Genomic DNA, 21776 nt, shown 5'->3' with positions numbered 1-21776 from the left:
TCGCCTCGGTGCAACTGTTACACCGAGGCGCCTGCATCGCGGGCAAGCCGACTCCCACACAAGCCCGCTCTTACACTGGCGAGAAGTAGCTGACCCAAGGCATCTGTGATGAAATGCGACCCCAATCAATATCGCGCCGCGCCGCCATCACTTGCCGTGAAGCCTCGTCTGATACGCCAACTGTTCCTGCCGCCGTTGATCATCGCCCTGATGGTCGGCCTGGGTTATATCGGCTTCTGGGTCAGTGACTACTACGGCATCCGCACCCTCAGCGACAACGGCGAACGCCAGTTGGAGCTGCACGCCCGCACCGTCGAAAGCGAACTGAGCAAGTACACCTACCTGCCCAGCCTGCTGGAACTGGAGTCCAGTGTTTCCCAACTGCTCGCCGACCCGAACCAGGAAACCCGCAAGACGGTCAACGACTACCTCGAAGGCCTGAACCGCCGCAGTCGCAGCCGCGCCATCTACGTGATGGACACCACCGGCCGCGTGCTGGCCACCAGTAACTGGCGCGATGCCGACAGTTACCAAGGTGAGGACCTGTCCTTTCGCGCCTATTTCCAGAACGCCGTACGCGGCCAGCCCGGTCGTTTCTACGGCATCGGCAGCACCAACGGCGAACCCGGCTATTACCTGGCCCATGGCCTGGAAGAGCACGGCAAGATCATCGGCGTCGCTGTGGTCAAGGTACGCCTCGAAGCGCTAGAAGAGCGCTGGCAACGTGCGCGCCTCGAAGCTTTCGTGAGCGATGAGAACGGCATCATTATTCTTTCCAGCGACCCGGCGCGTCGCCTCAAGGCCGTACGCCCGCTGAGCGATGACACCAAGGACCGCCTGGCCCACAGCCTGCAATATTACTGGGCGACGCTCAATGAACTGCAACCCCTGGCCCGTGAGCGCCTGAACGAAGGCACCGAGAAACTGACCTTCCCGGCCAACACCGAAGTGGTCAACGACCAGCACGCGGTCAGCTACCTGGCGCAGACCCGCCCGCTGAACGACACGCCGTGGAACTTCACCCTGCTCACCCCGCTCAACGACCTGCGCCGCGCCGCGATCAACCAGGGCATCCTGGTGGCCGTCGCCTTCGGCCTGGTCGCCTTCCTGCTGATTGCCTGGAACGAGCGACGCAAGGTCATCGCTACCCGCCTCGCCGCACGGGAAGCCTTGCAGGAAGCCAACAGCCAGCTTGAGCGTCGGATTGCCGAACGCACCGCCGACCTGCGCGCCAGCAACGAACGGCTCAAGGGCCAGATTCGCGAACGACGCCAGGCCGAAGAAACCTTGCGCCGCGCCCAAGACGAACTGGTACAGGCCGGCAAACTCGCGGCCATCGGCCAGATGTCCACCAGCATCGCCCACGAACTGAACCAGCCGCTGGCGGCCTTGCGCACGCTGTCGGGCAACACCGTACGCTTCCTTGAGCGCGGCGCCCTGGACACCGCCAGCACCAACCTCAAGACCATCAACGAACTGATCGACCGCATGGGCCGGATCACCGCCAGTCTGCGCTCCTTTGCTCGGCGCGGCGACGACCAGGGCGAAGCCAGCCTCGGCAAGGCCGTGGACGCCGCGTTCCAGGTGCTCGGCGCGCGCCTGGACAGCCTGCCGTTGACCGTGCACCGTGACTTTGCCAACGCCCAATTGCAGATCGACCAGACCCGCCTGGAGCAGATCCTGGTCAACCTGATCGGTAACGCGCTCGATGCCATGCAAGCCCAAGCGGTGCCGCAACTGTGGCTGGAAGGCCAGAGCGGCGATGGCAAATACCGCCTGTTGGTGCGTGATAATGGCCACGGCATCGACCCCGAGGCGCGCAAGCATTTGTTCGAACCCTTTTTTACCACCAAGCCCGGCGAACAAGGCCTGGGCCTGGGCCTGACCCTTTCCGCAAGCCTCGCGGCCGCTACCGGCGGTAGCCTTGCCGTGGAACATCCGGCCAATGGTGGTACCGCCTTTGTCCTTAACCTGCCATTGGTGGGCGCTCAACGAGCTGAGTCGACATGAATACACAAGCCCAAGACCTTACCGTCCTGATCGTCGAAGACGACCCCCACGTACTGCTCGGTTGCCAGCAAGCACTGGCGCTCGAAGACATCACCAGCGTCGGCGTGGGCAGCGCCGAAGAAGCGCTCAAGCGCATCGGCGAGAACTTCGCTGGCATCGTCATCAGCGATATCCGCCTGCCGGGCATCGATGGCCTGGAACTGCTGACCCGCCTCAAGGCCATGGATAAAAGCCTGCCGGTGGTGTTGATCACTGGGCATGGCGATATCTCCATGGCGGTGGGCGCCATGCGTAACGGCGCCTACGACTTCATGGAGAAACCCTTCTCGCCCGAACGCCTGGTGGACGTGGCACGCCGCGCCCTGGAACAGCGCGGCCTGGCGCGGGAAGTCTGGTCGTTACGCCGGCAACTGGCCGAGCGCGACTCGCTGGAAGGCCGCATCATCGGCCGCTCGCCGGCGATGCAAAACCTGCGTGAACTGATCGCCAACGTCGCCGACACCTCGGCCAACGTGTTGATCGAAGGCGAAACCGGCACCGGCAAGGAACTGGTCGCGCGCTGCCTGCATGATTTCAGCCGACGCCATACCCACCAGTTCGTTGCGCTCAACTGCGGTGGCCTGCCGGAGAACCTCTTCGAAAGCGAGATTTTCGGCCACGAGGCCAACGCCTTCACCGGCGCCGGTAAACGTCGCATCGGCAAGATCGAGCATGCCCATCAAGGCACGCTGTTCCTCGATGAAGTAGAGAGCATGCCGATCAACCTGCAGATCAAATTGCTGCGGGTGCTGCAAGAACGTACGTTGGAACGCCTGGGTTCGAACCAGAGCGTGGCAGTGGATTGTCGGGTAATCGCTGCCACCAAGTCCGACCTCGACGAGTTGAGCCGCGCCAGCCAGTTCCGCAGCGACCTGTACTACCGCCTCAATGTCGTCACCCTGGAACTGCCGCCTTTGCGCGAGCGGCGCGAAGACATCCTGCAACTGTTCGAACACTTCCTGCAGCAATCGTCGCTACGCTTCGACCGCGCCGTTCCGGAGCTGGACAACCAGACCCTGTCCAGCCTGATGAGCCACGACTGGCCGGGCAATGTGCGTGAGTTGCGCAACGTCGCCGAACGCTTCGCCCTGGGCTTGCCCGCCTTCAAGAAAAGCGGCGCCGGCAGCGGCAACCAAGGGGTTGCCTTTACCGAGGCGGTGGAAGCCTTTGAGCGCAACCTGCTCAACGATGCCCTGCAACGCAGCGGCGGGAACCTGACCCAGGCCAGCCAGGAACTGGGGATGGCCAAGACCACCCTGTTCGACAAGGTCAAGAAATACGGGTTGAGTCACTGATGGATCTGTTCTTGAAGGCTGCACTTGGCGCCGCAGTGGTGCTGATCCTGGCGGCGCTGGCCAAGACCAGAAACTATTACATCGCAGGCTTGGTGCCGCTGTTTCCCACTTTTGCGCTGATCGCCCATTACATCGTCGGCAAAGGCCGAACAGTTGCGGATTTGAAGACCACCATCTTGTTCGGGATGTGGTCGATCATTCCGTACTTTGTGTATTTGGCGACGCTGTATGTAATGGTCGATCGGCTGCGGTTGGAGGCATCGCTGGCAGTCGCCGCCGTGGCCTGGTTGATGGCCGCGACGGTGTTGGTCAGCGTGTGGGTACGCCTGCACACCTGACACAACGCGGCAGATCGTTCCCACGCTCCCGCGTGGGAATGCAGCCAACGACGCTCCGCGTCCACGCGCGTGACGCAGAGCGTCACCAGAGGCACTCCCACGCGAAGCGTGGGAGCGATCATCGCAGGCAAGCCAGCTCCCACACTCAGATCAGCGCACGATCTTGTCTACCTGAATCCCCAGCTTCTTCAGGCGATACCAGAAGCTGCGCTCGGAAATGCCGATCCGCTGCGCCGCCGCGGCCTGCACCCCATTGCTCTCCTGCAACGCCGCAAGAATGTAGGCTTTCTCCACTTCGGCCAGCGCCGCATCCAGGTCCCGCGGCACGCCTGGGCCGTCGCTGAGGAGCGCGGTTACATCGCCCTCGCTCGGTTTGGAAGCAAACAGATACCCCGGCAAATCAATATCCTCAATCACCGATGAAGCCGCGACGATGGTTGCGCGCTCCACGCAGTTTTGCAGCTCGCGGATATTGCCCGGCCAGTGATACGCCGCCATGGCCTGCAACGCCTCGGGGCTGAAACCGGTGATGCGTTTGCCGGTTGTCGCGCTCAGGGTGTGGGCGAAGTGGCGCGCCAGGGGCGCGATGTCTTCCACGCGTTCACGCAAGGACGGCAACGGAATCGGGAAGACATTCAGGCGGTAATACAGGTCTTCGCGAAACTCCTTGGCCGCCACCGCATCCAGCAGGTTCTTGTTGGTAGCGGCAATTACCCGTACATCCACCTTGCGCTCGCGGGGGTCGCCCACCGGTTCGATAACCCGCTCCTGCAAGGCGCGCAGAATCTTGGCCTGCAACGCCAAGGGCATATCACCCACCTCATCCAGAAACAGCGTGCCCTTGTCGGCCTGCATGAAGCGCCCTACCCGGTCAGCCACGGCGCCGGTGAACGCGCCTTTGCGATGGCCAAACATCTCGCTTTCCAGCAAGCCTTCAGGGATGGCCGCGCAATTGACCGCCACGAAGGGTTGGTCGGCACGGCTGCCATGCTTGTGGATGGCGCGGGCGACCATTTCCTTGCCAGTGCCGCTTTCGCCGGTCAGCAGGATAGTAGCGTTGCTGTCGCGCACCGAATCGACCGCCTGGAGCACTTGGCGAAACGCCGGGCTATCGCCCACCAGGCTGTCGAACTGCGCATGCTCGTCCAGCTCGGCGCGCATGCGCGCGTTGTCGCGCATGATGTCGCGAAACTGCAGGGCCTTGGCCACGGTGATGTCCAGCTCGTCGATGTCGAACGGCTTGGCAATGTAGTCATAGGCACCGTTACGCATCGACTGCACGGCGTTTTTCACCGTGCTGTAGGCCGTCATCACGATCACCGGCAAGGTCGGATAACGCACCTTGATTTCGGCCAGCAACGCCGGCCCGTCCATGCCCGGCATGCGCCAGTCGCTGATGACCAGGTCGATGTCCTCCTCCCCCAGCACCTTGAGCGCATGCAGGCCATTGCCCGCGCTGAACACCTGGATGCCGTTCTGGCTCAAGGCCTGGGTCAGCAGATCACAGAGCTTGGGCTCGTCGTCGACCACCAATACGTTATGCGTCATGCCCTTCCTCATCTTCACCGTCGTCTTCACCGTCAGCCGGAATGTACAGGCTGAAGGTCGCGCCGGCATCTTTCTCACTGACGCATTCGATGCTGCCGTCGTGACTTTCCATGATCGAATAAACTTTGGCCAGGCCCAGGCCTGTGCCCGAGGCCTTGGTGGTGACGAATGGCGTGAAGATGCGCTCCACCATGTCCGCAGGGATGCCTTCGCCGGTATCGGCGATGCTGATCACGGTGTTGTCGCCCACGCTGCGAATGCCCAGGGTCAGGCGCCCGCCGCCGGGCATCGCGTCGATGGCGTTGAGAATCAGGTTGAGACAGGCCTGCTTGAGCTGCTTGGCATCGGCGTAGATCGTCGCGCCAGGCGCCTGGTCGTCGATCTGCGCGTCAATGCGATGGCTACTCAGCTCCGGGCCGCAGAAACCGAGGATTTCTTCCACCAGGGCGCGTGCCGGTTGCTGCACGCGTATCGGCGGGTTGGGCTTGGCGAAATCGAGGAACTCGGTAATCAGCTCGTTGATGCGGCTGACTTCGCTGATGACATATTCCAGGTGACGCTTGTCGGTTTCCGCCAGGTCAGCGCGCCGATGCAACAGTTGGGTGGCGGTCTTGATGATGCCCAGTGGGTTGCGAATTTCGTGAGCCAGGCCCATGGCGACTTCACCTAGGGCATGCAAGCGGTCACGCCGGCGCAGTTGGGCTTCCAGATGATGCAACTCGCCCAGGCGTTCGGTCATGTGGTTGAAGGTGCTGCTCAATTGCGCCAGTTCGTCACCGCCACTGACCACCACACGGTGCGCATAACTGCCCGAGATCACCGCATCCACGCCTTGGGACAAATCGCGCAGAGGCTTGGTCAGGCGCCGCGACACCAACAACCCGGCCGCCAGTGACAGCGCCGAGCTGACCAGGAAGATCAGCACGAACAGGTTGCTCTGGTTCACCAGCCCCACCAGGCTGGTATGGCGTAGCAGGCCGCTGAAGATCACGCCTTGCAACTCGCCGGCATCATTGAAAATCGGCCAATACAAACCGCTGTACTGGTTAGTGAACTGCTCGCTGGGCTGCTTGGTGCTGCGCAGGTAGGCCTCGACATTCTTGGGGATGCGCGAGGGATGATTGGCGAAGCGCTGGGTGGAAAATATTTCGGAAAACCCGGCAGGGTTGGCCAAATACAGACGCAGGTCGAGGGAATGCACATCGGCCACGCTGGTGAGGAAACTGCTGTCCAGGTAAGTGGCGACCAGCAACAGGTAATCAACGCCGTCACGGCTGGTTTCGAAGGTGGACACCACCAGGCCCGTGCTCACGCCGGCGACTTGCACGGTTTGCAGCACCGCGTTGCTGGTGAGGTTGATCTGCCTGACGATGTCATCGGCGGCCGTGCTGAACATCACTTTGCGGTCGCTGGTGCGAATCAGTGCGACCACGTCGATATCGGTGGCATCGGCAATGTCGGCGGTGAGCCGGTCATGCTTTTCGGCATTTTTGGACGACGGCGGGCTGGTATAGCGCAGGAACAGCTTGGCCATGCGCGCGTTGTCGTGAAGGATGTCGCCGATTTCGTCCTTGACGATCTTGGTCGACTCTTGCAGCCAGATACGCACGTTGCTGTCGAAAATCTGCGACAGCGTGGTGGCAGCCAGCTCAGCCGCGATCATCGTAGGAATCACGCTGACCAGCCAGAACGCCAGCACCAGCTTGCGCTGGACGCTCCAACGCGAAATGGCAAAGGGGCGGGCTTTCTGGCGGGTCTTGGTAATCATCAGGTTTCGCTTATCGCAGCAGCCATGGCAGGGTCGGAACGATCCGGTCGAATAAACAGTTTTACAAGCTTGAGCAGGCCGTTGACCAGCCAGTTACGGTGGCGGAAGAACAGGCTGTTGCCCTCGAACTCGCACCCCAGGCGCAGTTTACTGGCATACCCGGCCTGGCCGCACTCGTACAGCGCAATACGGTGTTCAATACAGTAGTCGACATTGGTCAACCAGCTACGGAAGTACAGGTTGTACTCGCGGCTGAACGCAAGGTCATGGCCAAAGAACTTGTCCACCAGCCGATGCTCATCCAGCAGGATCAGGTTGAACGCCACCAGGCGCTCGTCCACCCAGTACAGAACACAGACCGCCCGCTCGTGCAGGTGTTCGAGCACCCCCGTGAAGTAACCAGCGGGCAGGCGCTCGAACTGCAAGTCTGCGCGCGAGAGCGTGGCCTCGTACAGGCGCATGACCTCGGGCAGCACGTCATCGATATTGCGCCGCCACTCGACCCGTGGCCCTGGTGCGCGCAGTTTGCGGCGCAGGTCCTTGCGCGTGGATTTGCCCAGCGACCCCAGGTAGGCATCCACCGAGCCATAAGGCAGCGGCAACACCCCCGTGGGCAAGCTGGGCATGCTTTGAAAACCTGCGGCAATGCAGCTCTGGGCCCAATGCGGGTCATTGGTGGGCGCATCCTTGACCGCCAGCAAGCCGATACCGAGCGCGTCGGCATCGCTGCGCGCAGCCGCCAGTAATTGCTGCAACAGCAACGGGCGCTGGGATTCGGGCACATGGCTGGCGACACCGGCATCACAGCGTTCAGCCACCGGCGAACCGATGGCGTACAACGCCAGTTGCAAAACCCCCGGCCACAGCCGCTCCAGGCGCTCGGTCAAGCGCTTGCCGGCCCCCGACACGGTGGTGTCGAGGCGATAATGGGTGACGAACGCGGCCGCCACCGCCACCAGCGTTTGATCCTCAAAGACCGCCAGGTAACGCCACTGGAAGTCATCGATCGCGGCGTTTTCCACGGCCAGGTAATAGTCCCAATCCTCCAGGGCACCGGAAAAACAATCGTTCCAGGCATCGCGCTGGATAGCCCGGATGGTCGGGTAGGCTTGGGTGGTTATCACAGATTGCCCTTATTTCTCGATCCAATGTGGGAGCTGGCTTGCCTGCGATGCAGGCGCCTCGGTACGTCAGGCAGACCTCAGTGATGCCATCGCAGGCAAGCCAGCTCCCACAGGGGCCTGCGTTGATTTTAGAACTGCGTGCTGCTCGACAAACCTGGCACTCAACTCGATCACCCGGCGGTACTGCAAATCGACCGTGATCATGTGGTAGCAGTTGTCCAGCAGGATCTTGGTCACCGGCCCGCCGAGGTGGCGCTCCACGTAATCGGCGTTCCAGCGGCTGGTGATGTCGTCCTCGATGGAATGCAGCACCAGCGCAGGCACCTTGATCTGGGGCATGCGTTTCTTGACCACCGCGTTCATGCGGTGCAGCTCGCGCACGGTGATGCCTTCCATGGTCAGCAACCCCGCCTCACTGCTCTCGCCTTCCTTCATCTGCCGCTCGACGATGGCCCGCAGGCGCTCGTTCTTAATGCCATAGGGCGGCTTCTCTTCGAAGCTGCAAATGTGCACGCCGAACGGAATCTTCATCAGCAAGGGCGTGAGAAACGCCAGTTTGTTGATGCTCCAGCCGTCGTACTTCAAGGTGGTGGAATACATCAGCAACCCGGCGACTTGCCCTGGGTGTTCGGACGCCACATACATCGACATCACCGCGCCCATGGACAAGCCACCGACAAACACCTGCCCGTGGCGTTGCTTGACCTGTACGAAGGTCTTGCGCACGCCTTCGTACCAGTCCTGCCAGCCGGTGGCCTGCAAGTCGCTGTTGTCGCCGCAGTGCCCGGCCAGCGTGGGCACATACACCGTGCAGTTGCCCGCCTTGGCCAGGCCCTTGGCGACCTGGCGCAACTCGGTCGGTGTGCCGGTCAGGCCGTGGATCAACAGGATCCCGACCGGACCATCACCGAGAACGAAACCGGCAGTGCCTTCACCGAGGTCGATCCCTTGAGCATTCACCGCGTGGTTGCTCGCACCAGCAGTTGCTCGAGCAACTTCAGGCCCAGGTCGATTTCCGGGTAGCTGATTTCCAGGGACGGCGCCAGGGTGATCACGTTCTTGTAGTAACCGCCCACATCGAGGATCAACCCGAGCTTCTGGCCGTCTACCAGCATGTCGCCTTTCATGCCTTCTTCGACCATGTAGTCCAGGGTCGCCTTGTCCGGGGTGAAGCCATCCGGGCCGCAGATTTCGCAGCGCAGCGCCAGGCCCAGGCCGTCCACATCGCCGATGATGGGGAAGCGTTTTTGCAAGTCTTGCAGGCCTTCCAGGAAGTATTTGCCCTTGGCCATGACCATGGCGCCGTAGTCGACTTCGCTGGTCATCTTGAACATTTCCAGGCCCACCGCGGTGCCCAACGGGTTGGAGGCGAAGGTGGAGTGAGTCGAACCTGGCGGGAACACCTTCGGGTTGATCAACTCTTCACGGGCCCAGATACCGCCCAATGGGTTGAGACCATTGGTCAACGCCTTGCCGAACACGATCACGTCCGGCTGTACATCGAAGTGCTCGATCGACCAGAGTTTGCCGGTGCGATAGAAGCCCATCTGGATTTCGTCGGACACCATCAGGATGCCGTGCTGGTCCAGGACGTGCTTGAGCTCGCGGTAGAAATTCATCGGCGGGATCACGTAGCCGCCGGTGCCCTGGATCGGCTCGACATAGAAAGCTGCGTATTCGCACTGGTTGGTCTTAGGGTCCCACACGCCGTTGTATTCGGTCTCGAACAAGCGGGCGAACTGCTGCACGCAATGGCTGCCGTACTCTTCCTTGGTCATGCCCTTCGGGCCACGGAAGTGGTAAGGGAATGGGATGAAATTGGCGCGTTCGCCAAAGTGGCCGTAGCGACGACGATAGCGGAAGCTAGAGGTGATCGACGAGGCGCCGAGGGTGCGCCCGTGGTAGCCGCCTTCGAAGGCGAACATCAAGCTTTTGCCGTTGCTGGCGTTGCGCACCACCTTCAGGGAATCTTCGATGGACTGCGAACCGCCGACGTTGAAGTGCACACGGCCGTCGAGGCCGAACTTGTTCTTGGCATCGACCGCGATCATTTCCGACAGCTCGATCTTGCCTTTGTGCAGGTACTGGCTGGCGATTTGCGGCAGGGTGTCGATCTGCTTTTTCAGCGCGTTGTTCAGGCGCGGGTTGGCATAGCCGAAGTTGACGGCCGAGTACCACATCTGCAGATCGAGGTAGGCCTGGTCTTCGGTGTCCCACACATAGGAGCCTTCGCAGCGGCTGAAAATACGCGGCGGCTCGATGTAGTGAACGGTGTCGCCGTAGGAGCAATACTTGGCTTCTTTATCCAGAAGCACCTGGTCTTCAGCGGTAGCGATACGGATATCAGACATGATGGAAGAGTTCCTGATTGTCAGAAGAGGTGTTGAAGGTGGTGGCGTTGGCGGCGAGGCCTTGTGGCAGCTTGGCCAGCAACGCCGGCACTTGCGCAAAGCTGTCGAAGCGCGCATGAGGAATCTGGTGGGCGACGCAGTAGTCGGCGAGGCTGCCCTTGGCGAACACGAAGTCGGCGGTGGAGGCCACGCACATGTCGGACTTGCCGTCGCCGATCACCAGCACGCGCTTGTTGCGCGGCGTGGATTTGCACTTGCAGTTGCCGGCAGCGGCGCGACAGGCATCGCTGGAATACGGGAAGTCGATGCGCCAGCTGTCCTGGTCGACCTGGCGCAGGCGGTTGGCGAGGATCGGCAACAAGGTCACGTAGTTGCGCGAAAGGATGCGGGCAATGCCCTGCTCGATGCCATCGCTGACCACCTCGATGGAAGCACCCAGGCCCATGACGTGATCGACAAAATCCGGGAAGTCCGGGTCGATCTGGACGCTGTCAAAGTACGCCAGCAGTTCAGCCGGGGTGGCCTTGATCAGCGCCAGTTGGCGGCTCAGGCATTCGCGTGAACCGATATGCCCATCCAGCCATTCCTGCTCAATGGTTTCCCACTCGGGGCCGGCGAAGCGTTGGAGGACGTTGTCGATGACATCGGTGGGGGTAATGGTCCCGTCGAAGTCACACACGATATGCCAGTTGATCATCTGCCTTTCCTTTAGGTAAAGGGCCTTGGAGGAGCGCGCTGTCTGCGCTTGCCAAGGGATAGAGCAGGGACTGTGCCAACTGGCCAAAACCCCGCAGGGCTGGGGGTGAGCGCGAAATGCGCAGCGATATATGTCGCAGGAGCTACAATTTTTGTAGCTTGCTACAAACAACATGAGTGCTTGCGCAGGCGCGTCGGTTTGCGCGTTCATGCGCGCCTGCCCACCTTCAGGAAACGTCTCCATGTCCAAGCTCGCTGCTGCTGTATTCACCGGTTTACTTGGAGGGTGGGGCCTTTGCAGTGCCGCGTGGGCAGAAGGCATCACGGGCGACGTGGGCGCGGGCCTCAGCTATCAGCCCCACGACCCCAGCGCCAGCCGCTACGAAACCCGGCCTGTGCCTTACCTGGACCTGGATTGGGGCGACGTCAGCCTGAGTACCGATGACGGCCTCACCTGGAGCGCCCTGGATACCCACGGCCTGACCGCTGGCCCCTATATCAACTACCTTCCGGGGCGTACTTCCAACGGCGAATTGCAGGGCCTGCGCAACGTGTCGGACATGGCCGAGGTGGGCGGCTTCGTCCAATACGCCCCGGCCAATTTCTGGCGGGTCTATGCGCAATTGGGCCAGGCCGTGGGCGGCGGGCATTCCCAGAGCGGCGCCCTGGGCAAAATCGGCGGCGAGCTGGGTTACCCCGTGGGTGGCGGGATTATCGGCAGCAATAGCCTGGTTGCGCATTTTGCCGATGCGCGCCAGACCAATACCTTCTTCGGCGTGGACAACAACGAAGCCGTCGCTTCAGGCTTGCGGCCCTATAACGCGAGCGGGGGCTTCCAGAATGTGACGCTGAGCCAAAGCTTCGCCTTCCCCATGGCGCCCCATTGGTCGCTGCTGACCAGCGCCAGCTGGGTACACCTGGTGGGGTCGGCGGCCAAGAGCAGCATCGTCAAGGAGGCTGGCCATGTGAATCAGGGCCAGGTGCAGACGGCGATCAGCTACACCTTCGACTGAATTACACGGGAGCAAAATTGTGGGAGCGGGCTTGCTCGTGAAAGCAGTGTGTCCGTCACCCGATACTTAACTGACCCACCGCATTCGCGAGCAAGCCCGCTCCCACATTGAGCCTGTGTTTCATAGCACTAACTTCAGTGTTCTTCGCCTTCAGCCAACAGCGCGATACCACCGATAATCACCACCACGCCCACCCAATGCAGCACGCTGATGTGCTCGCCCAGCCCCAGCCAAGACCCCAGCAATACGGCCACAAACACCAGCGAACTCAGCGGAAACGCCAGGGACAAACTGCTACGCCGCAGGATCAGCATCCACACAAAAAACGCACCCAGATAGCTGGCAATCGCCGCCAGAATCCCCGGGTTACGCGCCACGTCCGCCAGCCATTGCCAACTGAAGTCCATCGGCCCCAATTGATCGCCGGCCACCTTGGTGAACAACTGCCCGGCGCTTTCGGTGGCGATCAGCAGTGCCCACAGCACCAGGGTGCCAAGCCGCCCATGCAGCCAGCCGGTATTGATTGTTTGCGTTGTCATGCCTGGTTCCCCGCGATTGCTACCAACATCACACCCAAAGTGATCACCAATGTGCCCAGCCAGCGACGTCCGCTGACGGTTTCCTTGAGCACCACCCTGCCCGCCAACACCACCAGGCAATAGGCCAACGCCGCCAGCGGAAACAGCAGACTCAAGGGCGCACGGGACAGCGCTTCGAGCCACACAAAAAACTCAATCACATAGGCGCCGACGCCGGCCCACAGCAGCGGCGCATTGAACACCTGGCCCCAGAACGCACGCAGGCGAAAACCGCCATCGAGTTGGGGCAAACGGTCCACGCCCAATTTGAAACACAGCTGGCCAATCACATCGAGGACGATGGAAAACGCCAGTAACAACACCACGGTCAGGGTCACGGGAACAGCTCCTCAAACAGGTCGATCAAGGCTTCATTGGCTGCAGCATTGCGCTGCAAGTCTTGCGGGCTCCAGCGCTCCGGTGGCGGCTGGTCGGACTTGGCTTCCCAGCGCTTGAACGCGTTGCTGAACGCCGGTGTGGCGAACTCACCGCAGATGTCGATGCCAATGATGCGTTTACCCGCCGCCAACGCCCGCAGGGCCTGGAGCAAATGGGTCAGGCGCATGCCGCCCTGGTCCCAGTTGGTGGCGGCGTCTTCACTGGCCAGCACATCTTTGTCGATGGTGATCCAGATCGCCTCGGTGGGCAGGCTGGCAATCATCTGGTCGAGGAAGGCTGCCCAATCCAGGTCCGCCAGGTTGCGCCAATGCAGGTGGTTTTCCTGTTGCTGGTGGCCGGCGCCGTCCCCCACCCGGCCCCAGACCTTGGACGGCGGATGCTGCCAGGGAAACAACTGCAAACGCCCGCGCTTGAGGGCGCCAAGGTTGCCGCCGCGCAGTTGCGGGTTATGCAGGTCATCGCTGCACGGGCCGAGGGTGACGATGCGTTGGATCGCCGGCATCTTCAGCGCCCGGTTGACCCACGAACCGCAGTGCCGCTTGGGCGCAAAGCGCACCCAGTCGGGGTGGTTGTCAAAGTGAATCAGGCTGACGGGCTCTTTGAGATCGGCCAAAAACGCCGGCGTAAGGTGGTGATAATCGCCGGAACCGACAAACAGGATTTCCGGGCGCGCGTCACGGGGCCGTGGCCGTTGGGCCAGGCGCTCGACGAAACGCTTCCAGGTTTTTTCGGTGGACCACAAACGCAATTTCGGGCCCAGGTCCAGCAGGTCCAGGCGCGTGGCCCGACCGCTGGCCAACCGCCGGGCAATCGGTGCCTGGCCGGTGAGGCTGTGGTCAAGGTCTAGAATGTTCAAGGTAAGTTTCACCCCTAATGGCAGCGCCCAACCGCAGGCCGGTTGGGCTTTAGGGGTGTAATGCAAGGGATGGGCCAGCGCTCGGATGAGCGCCATGTTTGCAAACAATGAGTATCACGTGTGGGAGCTGGCTTGCCGGCGATAACGGTGTGTCAGCCAGCCCATTTGCAACTGACAGTCCGCTATCGCAGGCAAGCCAGCTCCCACATTTTGCTCCGTGCTCGGCCTCAGGATTTCGATTCGTTGATAATCTGGCGAATCGCGCCGACGAAGGCTTCCGCCGGTTGCCCACCGCTCACCGCATATTGGTCATTGAAGACAATGGTCGGCACCGAACTCACCCCACGAGAAACCCACAGCTGTTCCTGCTCGCGGACTTCGGCGGCGTATTCATCGCTGGCAAGAATCTCGGCGGCGCGCGCAATGTCCAGCCCTACGCTCTCGGCGATGATCGCCAGGGTCGCGTGGTCGGAAGGGTCCTGGCCATCGCTGAAATACGCCTTGAACAGCGCTTCCTTGAGGTTGTATTGCAAACCTTCCAACCCGGCCCAATGCAACAGGCGGTGCGCGTCGAAGGTGTTGTAGATACGGCTCTGGCCGTCGGTGCGGAACGCAAAGCCCAATGCGGCGCCCATGTCGCGGATACGCGCACGATTAGCCTGGGACTCTTGCGCCGTGGAGCCGTACTTTTCGGTGATGTGCTCGACGATGTTCTGCCCGATGGCGGGCATGTTCGGGTTCAGTTCGAACGGCTGGAAATGAATCTCGGCCTGCACTTCGCTGCCGAGCTGGTCGAGGGCTTCGGTCAGGCCGCGCAGGCCGATGATGCACCAGGGGCAGGATACGTCGCTGACGAAATCGATTTTCAGGGGGGTACTCATGGTGGGCAACCTCGCGGGCAGTCATGCGCATACATAAAGGTTGCACGATACACCACCTTCACAGCACCTTCGAAGGCTCGCTCAAATCGATCTGCGCCCAGTGCGCGGCATCCTGGCGATGGGCTTGCAGGTAGGGCAACACCGCCGCCAGCAAGGGCGCCTTGAACGCTTCCTGAAAACGGTGGGCCAGGCCGGGAATCAATTTCAACTGGCTGCCCTGGATATGCGCGGCCAGATGCACGCCGTGCATTACCGGCAACAACGGGTCGGCGGTGCCGTGTACGACCAGGGTCGGCACCCGCAGTTGGTTGAGCAAGGGCACACGGCTCGGCTCGGCCAGGATCGCCATGATCTGGCGCTTCACGCCTTCGGGGTTGAAGGCGCGGTCATAGGACAGCGCCGCCTGGTGCAGCAACGCCTGGCGATCGTCCTTGATATCCGGGCTGCCCAACGCCGCGAGCAAGTCTGCCTGTTGCTCCAGCGCCACCTCACGATTGGGCGCGCTGCGCCGCGACAGCAATTGCACCAGGGCTGCGTTCGGTGCGGGCAGGCCCTCGGCGCCGGAGCTGGTCATGATCAGGGTCAGGCTTTCCACACGCTGTGGCGCCATGGCCGCCAGGTGTTGAGCGATCATGCCGCCCATGCTTGCGCCAAGGACATGAAATTGCTGCACCTGCAATGCATCCATCAAGCCCAGCGCGTCGTCGGCCATGTCGGTCAACGTATAGGGTGCCGCCACCGGCAAACCGAGCTTGTAGCGCAGCACTTCGAAGGTCAGGTTGGCGCTCGCCGGCGCCTGCCGCCAGGTGGACAGGCCGACGTCGCGGTTGTCGTAGCGAATCACCCGAAAGCCTTGTTCGCACAGGGCCACCACCACTTCATCCGGCCAGTGAATCAACTGCCCGCCCAGCCCCATCACCAGCAGCAACGCAGGGTCGGACGCACGGCCGATACTTTGATAGGCGATGCTCACCTGAGCCAGGTCGACCGTTTGGGTCGGGACATTGACATCACACCGAGAAGCCGCAAAAGACGGCAGGCCGAACAGGAGAGCGGCCACTAAAAACAACGCACGCATGAAAAACACCAAAACGCAGAACCCCAGTAGAGCGCGAGTCTGATGAAGTTTGTTCAAGCGCGCTGCCACAGTTCGATGACAGTTTGATGAAGAGTGCCCAGCGGTCATGTCGATAGCTATGTGCCGCAGCCCACTTGGCATGTCGATCTCTAATAGGGCTTTGGCCTTTTAGATAGAGCGAATCCGCCCCATGCCTTCTTCCATTGCCCTACCTCCTGCGACACACCCACTGATGCAACCGGCCATCGACGAACACCTGCTCGCCGATGCCACGCCACGCTTGCAGAACTGCCGCGCCGAGCTGCTCGTGCTAATGGAGGGTATCCCGACGGTGCGCGACACCATCAATCGGATGCTCCAAGCGCAGCTTCAATTGGACGGCGAGCGCGTGGCACTGGAGTTTCCCGCCACCGAGCGACGTGGGCGCAGCCGCATTGTCCTGACAGATGCCTGCCTCTATATGCAACAGCATCCGGCCCTTGATACAGCGCAGGTGCCAGACGCACGTGTGCTCAACCTGCCGCAGGCCCACGCGTTGTCGCGCTACACCGCGGCGATGCTGCTCGACGAGCTCAAGGGCCTGGACCTGGAACAAAGCCTGGATGACCACTGGCTGCGCTACTGGCGTACAGAGCGAGCGCCCCGCTCGCCGGTAACTTGCTACAAGCGGGTGCTGGAGCTGTACCGGATTCACATTGAAGCCAGCGCTGAGCGGTCACTCGCCTCGGGGAAGGTGCATGCCGAAGTCCTCGATCCCGTGTTTTCACTGCTCCATTCGCAGTCGGCTACAGCGCAGACACCTCGCCGCTACACCGAACACCTATTTCTCAAGCCCCACGACGCCCCAGCCATCGCCCTGCCTGGTGCCTGGGTATTGAGCCTCGATACGGAAACGCCGGCCAGTCAACTGCTGTACCTGCCCACTCAGGTTCCGACATGGAAGGTATTGAGCAGACGCGAAGACCTGGAACGCTGGCTGCTCGACCGACAGCAAACGCTGTTCGGCATCACCGAGGTCGATCCTTTGGCAAGGATCGACTACAAGGCCAGCCACAACCCGCTGGAAACGGGCATCACCCTTTGGCTGAAACAATTGACCGAGGCGCAATATCAGGACGCTCTGAGCCCGCTTGCGAACGTACAGATCCACGACGCTTACTTGGCCCTCCAGCACGTCGACCGGCTTGATGACATGCGTAAAACCCGCTGTCTGTTTGCCTCGGAGCCTGAACACCCGGAATCGGCCGTCGGCACCACTAGCACCCCACCCGTTCCCCAATTCGGCCGGCTGCATAACGGTGTCGATACCCGCCAACGCAAAGCTTTGATCGAGCACCAACGGCGCGCCCTGGAAAACCTGTTGGGCAACGACACACCAACGAGTGAGCGCTGGCAGTCATTCAAGCAACAACTGGACGCACTCAAGGCGCTACAACACGCTGCCGAAGCGGCGGCGCGGGCCATGCTCAACCGAGTGCCCCTGGATTTCGCCACGCTCAACACCCACTACACCGCGCTGTACCAGGCACGTTTGCAGGGGGTCAAGACCGAAGCGCGTATCCAGAGAACCCTCGATCAACTAAGTGAGGACGAACTGCAACTGATCGAAAACGCCCTGGCCGCACCCTCGCCGGATGTCGTCGCGTTGACCTTGTCGGTCACTCAAGCCGGGAATCCAACGCCTACCCGCACCGAACTCAACGGGCCACTGGTTTTCCTTCCACCCCAGGACGAATCCACGGCCGGGACACGTGAAGGCGTGCATATCATTTACTGGCCCGGCAGGGACGGTGGTTTGCAGCGTTTCTCGTCGCGCCAGGCACTGGAGGATGGGATATTTGGCATTCAGCCCGAGGATCAACAACTGGCGCTGCAATTCACGACACTGACCCAGGACCCATTCGACTACAGCTTGAGCAGTCAACAGGCCGCCTTTGAAGAACAGGCCGCCCGCGTGCGCCAGACGTGGTCAGCCGATGAACACGCGTCACAGCGCGTCGGTGAACTGGAGCAACGGGTGGAGCAAACGCTGCCTGGCTTGTTGGTGCCCGAAAACTCGGCGCGTGAGGCGGCGTTTCTGCTACTTGTCGAACAACATAATGCGCGGCTGCTGGCCGAACGACTGCCGTCATGGCTGATCACTCAACCCGTTGAAAAACGCGAGGCATTCAAGGCCCTGCTACGCGCCTATATACCGGCGCTGAACAATGCCCAGACGCTGCTGGAGCGCTCCCTGCCACCGCGTGACGCGTTCGTCAGGCACAAGCTCGATGCGCGTATACGCAAGGATTTTTCCATCCGCAAAGGCTTTACTCTTCAACTGGAACTGCCTGACTCGGTGGAGCAAAAACGCGACATCATTGCCGGCGCCGCACCGGGTACTCCGGTCAAAATCATTGATATACCCAGTGCCAGGCGCAGCCAGATGACGTTGGACGACCTGGCGCTACGCAACATCGACGCCGAACTGAGCCAGCGCCTGGGGTTCGTGACTGTCCAGGTGACAGCCGACGATGTCGAAGAGCGTGACACCCTCAAGGCTGGCATCACAAAAAGCTACCTGAAGGATCTAGTTACCGGCCTTGACCTGGCTAAACAGTACGAAGTCCGCATCCTCGACGCGTTCAAGGGCGCCCAGGGCGAATCCATCCATCAAAAACTCTACCGCCGCGAATGCCTGGTGGAGCCTTTGCGCCTGATGCTCAAAACGCAGGGCATATTGGCGCACATGCAGAACCACATCAGCGCCGACGAAGTACGGGTGTTGAACACCGCCATCGACGCCGATACCCAGGCCGCCTGGCACGCCAGCGCGAAGCGCATCCGTCTGCTGCCGGCTCATCTGAGTGTTGGTGGTGCGGACACCCGGCAGGAGAGCCAGATTACCCTGTCGGGCATCACATTCATCGAGGAACAAAACTCGGGCAGCACCTTGCTTTACCTTCCGGACGCGCCTGACGAACGCTACCTGCGCCGTTATGCCAATCTTGAGCAGGCGCGCATTGCCCTGTTCGAACTCTGCCGTCTCGACAGCATGGCGCTATACGTGGCGGGTCGCGCAATCAAGGGTGATGTGCGAGCACACCTGGGTCGTATCGACCATGCCACCGGTAAAGGCTACGACGCGATGATACAGGCCGGACTCCCCTGGCCAGTCACCACTTCATTGGCCGCCCATCAGTTGAATGCTCAGATGGGCCGTTTGCTGGAAGCGCATCGTAATGATGCGCGATCCAATGATGACCTGGCCCACGAAAAATATTCTCTCAAAAGCGGCAAGGTGTTCAACGGCATCAAAATCGCTCTGTCGTTCGTACCCTTTATCGGCACTGCAGTGTCCCTGGCAGACGCCACCACCAGCCTGTACCAAGCCGTAGCTGCCTTCAGGCGCGGTGACAGCGGGCATGGCATCGAACAATTAGCCTCGGTGTTCGAGTGCCTGGTATACGCGGCGATGGATACCCTGGCGCTGGCGGCCGTGCCCGGCTCACGCGGCAGTTCGGCCCGGCGATTGAGCGCCGCCCACCAGCTCAAGCATCCGCGACGCCCAAACTTTTGGCGCTCTGTCAAAACACACCAGCGCACAACCGCACGCCAGCGTTTTGCCGGTTACGAACACCCGCATATCTTCAGTATCGACAGCCTGCAACCGGTACATACCGGGCCTTATCGCCATACCCTGCGCCACACCTCTGGCGAGCATTTCATCCTCAGTGAGGGGCGCTATTACAACGTCAAGTTTGACCCAACGGCTCACGAGATGCGTCTGGTCGCCAAGGGCAAGTATTACTCACCGGCCGTTGCCCTGGACCACGCGTTGCAGTGGGACACTTACTCGGCACTGCATGGCGGCCACCTCACGGGTTATGGCGGCGGCAGCAGGCGCACAGGACGTGACGCATCGCGGGCGCGGGCCAACGTGCCAGCAACCGTCGCTCGGCAACTGCCTGCAGACGCGCTTGAGGTCAATATGCAGCGCCTCGAACTCGGCCAATCCCTGCAAAACCAGGCCCGTGCCTGTTACGGTCAGGTCAGCGAGACCACCAGCAAGCTAAAGAAATTTGCCAGTGACTATCCGGCCCCGTCAGACGTATCACCACAAAAATTAACGGACAGCAAAATCCTGGATATCGCGCTGACCAAAGACGTCGACGATGCCAAGCACCTGTATGCATCGTTCGAAACGGCTAAACAGCGTCAAGTGCATATTCGCGACCTCGACTATTCCGAGGAACTGAACCGGACAGCCCACATCGTAGCGGACCGCCTGAACCACCTGATCCAGAATGCAAAAGACCGGGCCGGTGTGCTTATCGATCGAATCATCGAGATCAACCACCAACTGAACCGCTCATCTCACACACCAGGGGCTCTTCAAGCACTGACCCAGGAAATCAGACAGTGTCGCCTTGACTTGCTCGATGAGCTGAACCGGATAGAGGCCTCGATGAAAGACATGAGCACGTGGGTCAAACGCATCACCGTCAGGCACACGCGCACGGAGGTCTCCACCTACTTGGATGCCTGGAAAAACAGGTTTACCGACCTGCGCATGGCGAGCACGAGAAGCAGCAATCTCATGCAAGCGCTCAGCCTGCGGCCAGACACCTTGAGCATTGACTGGCTGTTTCTGGAGGCCGCAGTGCATCGAGCCAGAAGCAAGTTCGATCGTGCCGTCACCAGCCACATGACGTTGCCCGATGCCAACATCAGCCGTGTCGAACGCAACCGGGTCCTGCAAAACTGCATCAAGGTCTATGAAGACTTGTCGCTTGACTTGATAACCTGGAACGAAAAATCGCCCAGCCATTTCGACCAAAGCTTTCTGGCGCTGCTGCAGAAGGATCTTGCCCGCCTGATACGAAAAGCCCAGCGCACGATAAAAAAGCCCGCTTCCCAGTCAACATCGAACACCACCCAAACGGTGTTTGAAACTGACGAGGGTCAGTTATTGATTGGTATCGAGAAGCCGGCCGGCCAGCAGTCGCCGAGGCAATTGATCATCAACGATGCGGATGGGGCGACTGTTGAAGTGTGGGACAAGATTGGCGACAGCAACACCTTTCGCTTGAACACCAACCAAAGCCGAACGGTTGCCGCCCCACCGAAGCTCCCCACCGACGTAAACGCCTTGCTCGCGAACGCCCGTGCACGCTTGGCGGCGGCGGATGCCTTTGAAAATAAGGTGCGAAGCTACAAAACCATGGAACCGATCAATCTTGAACATATGCTGGTGACCGAGGCCAACGATCTGCGTGCCCGCGCCAGCAAAGTGCAGAGCCTGGATGCAAACAACCCGATCATCGAACAACTGAACACTCGAGCCAGTGCGCTTGAAAAGTCCGGTGAAGCGTTGCGTATCACGCGCAGCCTGCAAAGCAGTACGCCTACCGAGGGCTACCTGGATTACCTGATGGGCAAAGGTCGCGTGGTAATCCGCAAGAAAGGCACACGGCAAAAAATGCGCGAAAAGCGTCCCGATGGACAAGACGACTACCTGCAAGAATATGAAATATACGAGGCGAGCAAGCAGGCGAAAACCGACAAACCGATCTGGTACGCCCATTTTCATTACGATGCGCCGAACTCGGCATTCGACAGTTTTCGCAAAGCACATTTAAAGCTGCAACATCAGCAATATCTCGGGATGAAATGGCAAGCCGCCAAAGAGGGTGCTGGCGCTGCCTTTGCCGACACCAGGATCTGGCGCGGCAACATCGACAAGTCGATCGCCGAAACCCACTTCCTGCCATTGGGTTGACGCCGTTACGCTGCGGCCAACATGAACAAAGCTCAATGCAT

16 protein-coding genes are annotated in these 21776 nt (G+C 60.8%); 5 read left to right on the top strand and 11 right to left on the bottom strand.

Translation table 11 applies throughout. The features are described from left to right. Window positions 1-108 precede the first annotated feature (108 nt). The 3 genes from BOP96_RS14015 to BOP96_RS14005 are packed head-to-tail and all read left to right on the top strand — an operon-like array spanning window position 109 to window position 3682. Complete coding sequence (locus tag BOP96_RS14015; protein ID WP_014717131.1) at window positions 109-2010, top strand: sensor histidine kinase; 1902 nt, start codon at window positions 109-111, stop codon at window positions 2008-2010. Beyond that, window positions 2007-3344: a sigma-54-dependent transcriptional regulator gene (locus BOP96_RS14010; protein WP_014717130.1), complete on the top strand. Its 1338-nt coding sequence runs from the start codon at window positions 2007-2009 to the stop codon at window positions 3342-3344. The genes BOP96_RS14015 and BOP96_RS14010 overlap by 4 nt, the downstream gene beginning before the upstream one ends. Continuing rightward, window positions 3344-3682, top strand: a complete 339-nt coding sequence (locus BOP96_RS14005) for a GlpM family protein (RefSeq protein WP_014717129.1) — start codon at window positions 3344-3346, stop codon at window positions 3680-3682. Before BOP96_RS14010 ends, BOP96_RS14005 begins: the two co-directional genes overlap by 1 nt. A 150-nt stretch (window positions 3683-3832) precedes the next feature. Here BOP96_RS14005 and BOP96_RS14000 read toward each other — a convergent pair whose 3' ends face one another. From BOP96_RS14000 to BOP96_RS13975, 6 genes are all read right to left on the bottom strand, one after another. Then, window positions 3833-5230, bottom strand: coding sequence for a sigma-54-dependent transcriptional regulator (locus tag BOP96_RS14000; RefSeq protein WP_019817693.1), 1398 nt, complete (start codon window positions 5228-5230; stop codon window positions 3833-3835). Next, window positions 5220-6998 carry a sensor histidine kinase gene (locus BOP96_RS13995; protein WP_073453103.1) on the bottom strand — a complete coding sequence of 593 codons (1779 nt, stop codon included), beginning with the start codon at window positions 6996-6998 and terminating at the stop codon, window positions 5220-5222. The genes BOP96_RS14000 and BOP96_RS13995 overlap by 11 nt, the downstream gene beginning before the upstream one ends. Then, window positions 6998-8122, bottom strand: coding sequence for a GNAT family N-acetyltransferase (locus BOP96_RS13990; protein ID WP_019817691.1), 1125 nt, complete (start codon window positions 8120-8122; stop codon window positions 6998-7000). The genes BOP96_RS13995 and BOP96_RS13990 overlap by 1 nt, the downstream gene beginning before the upstream one ends. Before the next feature lie 66 nt (window positions 8123-8188). Next, window positions 8189-9082 carry an alpha/beta hydrolase gene (locus BOP96_RS13985; RefSeq protein WP_014717125.1) on the bottom strand — a complete coding sequence of 298 codons (894 nt, stop codon included), beginning with the start codon at window positions 9080-9082 and terminating at the stop codon, window positions 8189-8191. Continuing rightward, on the bottom strand, window positions 9079-10473 hold the full coding sequence (locus BOP96_RS13980) for an aspartate aminotransferase family protein (RefSeq protein ID WP_003188936.1): 1395 nt from the start codon (window positions 10471-10473) through the stop codon (window positions 9079-9081). Before BOP96_RS13980 ends, BOP96_RS13985 begins: the two co-directional genes overlap by 4 nt. Then, window positions 10466-11170, bottom strand: coding sequence for an MtnX-like HAD-IB family phosphatase (locus BOP96_RS13975; protein WP_014717124.1), 705 nt, complete (start codon window positions 11168-11170; stop codon window positions 10466-10468). The genes BOP96_RS13980 and BOP96_RS13975 overlap by 8 nt, the downstream gene beginning before the upstream one ends. A 241-nt stretch (window positions 11171-11411) precedes the next feature. Between BOP96_RS13975 and BOP96_RS13970 the strand changes: the two genes are divergently transcribed. Then, window positions 11412-12182 (top strand): MipA/OmpV family protein, encoded by a 771-nt coding sequence (locus BOP96_RS13970; RefSeq protein WP_014717123.1) that lies wholly within the window; start codon window positions 11412-11414, stop codon window positions 12180-12182. Between the two features lie 134 nt (window positions 12183-12316). On the opposite strand, the gene BOP96_RS13965 is transcribed toward BOP96_RS13970, so the two are convergent. The 5 genes from BOP96_RS13965 to BOP96_RS13945 all read right to left on the bottom strand — a co-directional run bounded on the left by BOP96_RS13965 (window position 12317) and on the right by BOP96_RS13945 (window position 15974). Beyond that, window positions 12317-12721 (bottom strand): EamA family transporter, encoded by a 405-nt coding sequence (locus BOP96_RS13965; RefSeq protein ID WP_014717122.1) that lies wholly within the window; start codon window positions 12719-12721, stop codon window positions 12317-12319. Beyond that, entirely contained in the window at window positions 12718-13098 is a 381-nt protein-coding gene (locus BOP96_RS13960; protein ID WP_014717121.1) for an EamA family transporter, read from the bottom strand. The genes BOP96_RS13965 and BOP96_RS13960 overlap by 4 nt, the downstream gene beginning before the upstream one ends. Further along, window positions 13095-14015, bottom strand: a complete 921-nt coding sequence (locus BOP96_RS13955; RefSeq protein ID WP_073453138.1) for an arginase — start codon at window positions 14013-14015, stop codon at window positions 13095-13097. The genes BOP96_RS13960 and BOP96_RS13955 overlap by 4 nt, the downstream gene beginning before the upstream one ends. 227 nt (window positions 14016-14242) lie before the next feature. Beyond that, a complete protein-coding gene (locus tag BOP96_RS13950; RefSeq protein WP_014717119.1) occupies window positions 14243-14896 on the bottom strand; it encodes a DsbA family oxidoreductase in 654 nt (217 codons plus the stop codon). Between the two features lie 58 nt (window positions 14897-14954). Further along, window positions 14955-15974: an alpha/beta fold hydrolase gene (locus tag BOP96_RS13945; RefSeq protein ID WP_019817689.1), complete on the bottom strand. Its 1020-nt coding sequence runs from the start codon at window positions 15972-15974 to the stop codon at window positions 14955-14957. Between the two features lie 190 nt (window positions 15975-16164). Between BOP96_RS13945 and BOP96_RS13940 the strand changes: the two genes are divergently transcribed. After that, window positions 16165-21735 carry a dermonecrotic toxin domain-containing protein gene (locus tag BOP96_RS13940; RefSeq protein ID WP_238346842.1) on the top strand — a complete coding sequence of 1857 codons (5571 nt, stop codon included), beginning with the start codon at window positions 16165-16167 and terminating at the stop codon, window positions 21733-21735. Window positions 21736-21776: the final 41 nt, after the last annotated feature.

This window comes from Pseudomonas sp. FSL W5-0203 (genome assembly GCF_001896155.1).
GTDB lineage: Bacteria > Pseudomonadota > Gammaproteobacteria > Pseudomonadales > Pseudomonadaceae > Aquipseudomonas > Aquipseudomonas paracarnis.
The sequence above is the reverse complement of the archived record's forward strand: the minus strand, read 5'-3'. Positions and strand labels throughout refer to the sequence as shown.

Bases quoted from the DNA above. Each gene is read 5' to 3' on its own strand.
- BOP96_RS13970 (WP_014717123.1), top strand. From the start codon at position 11,412: ATGTCCAAGCTCGCTGCTGCTGTATTCACCGGTTTACTTGGAGGGTGG.
- BOP96_RS13950 (WP_014717119.1), bottom strand. From the start codon at position 14,896: ATGAGTACCCCCCTGAAAATCGATTTCGTCAGCGACGTATCCTGCCCC.
- BOP96_RS13995 (WP_073453103.1), bottom strand. From the start codon at position 6,998: ATGATTACCAAGACCCGCCAGAAAGCCCGCCCCTTTGCCATTTCGCGT.
- BOP96_RS13965 (WP_014717122.1), bottom strand. From the start codon at position 12,721: ATGACAACGCAAACAATCAATACCGGCTGGCTGCATGGGCGGCTTGGC.
- BOP96_RS13945 (WP_019817689.1), bottom strand. From the start codon at position 15,974: ATGCGTGCGTTGTTTTTAGTGGCCGCTCTCCTGTTCGGCCTGCCGTCT.
- BOP96_RS14010 (WP_014717130.1), top strand. From the start codon at position 2,007: ATGAATACACAAGCCCAAGACCTTACCGTCCTGATCGTCGAAGACGAC.
- BOP96_RS14015 (WP_014717131.1), top strand. From the start codon at position 109: ATGAAATGCGACCCCAATCAATATCGCGCCGCGCCGCCATCACTTGCC.
- BOP96_RS13980 (WP_003188936.1), bottom strand. From the start codon at position 10,473: ATGTCTGATATCCGTATCGCTACCGCTGAAGACCAGGTGCTTCTGGAT.
- BOP96_RS13940 (WP_238346842.1), top strand. From the start codon at position 16,165: ATGCCTTCTTCCATTGCCCTACCTCCTGCGACACACCCACTGATGCAA.
- BOP96_RS14005 (WP_014717129.1), top strand. From the start codon at position 3,344: ATGGATCTGTTCTTGAAGGCTGCACTTGGCGCCGCAGTGGTGCTGATC.
- BOP96_RS14000 (WP_019817693.1), bottom strand. From the start codon at position 5,230: ATGACGCATAACGTATTGGTGGTCGACGACGAGCCCAAGCTCTGTGAT.
- BOP96_RS13975 (WP_014717124.1), bottom strand. From the start codon at position 11,170: ATGATCAACTGGCATATCGTGTGTGACTTCGACGGGACCATTACCCCC.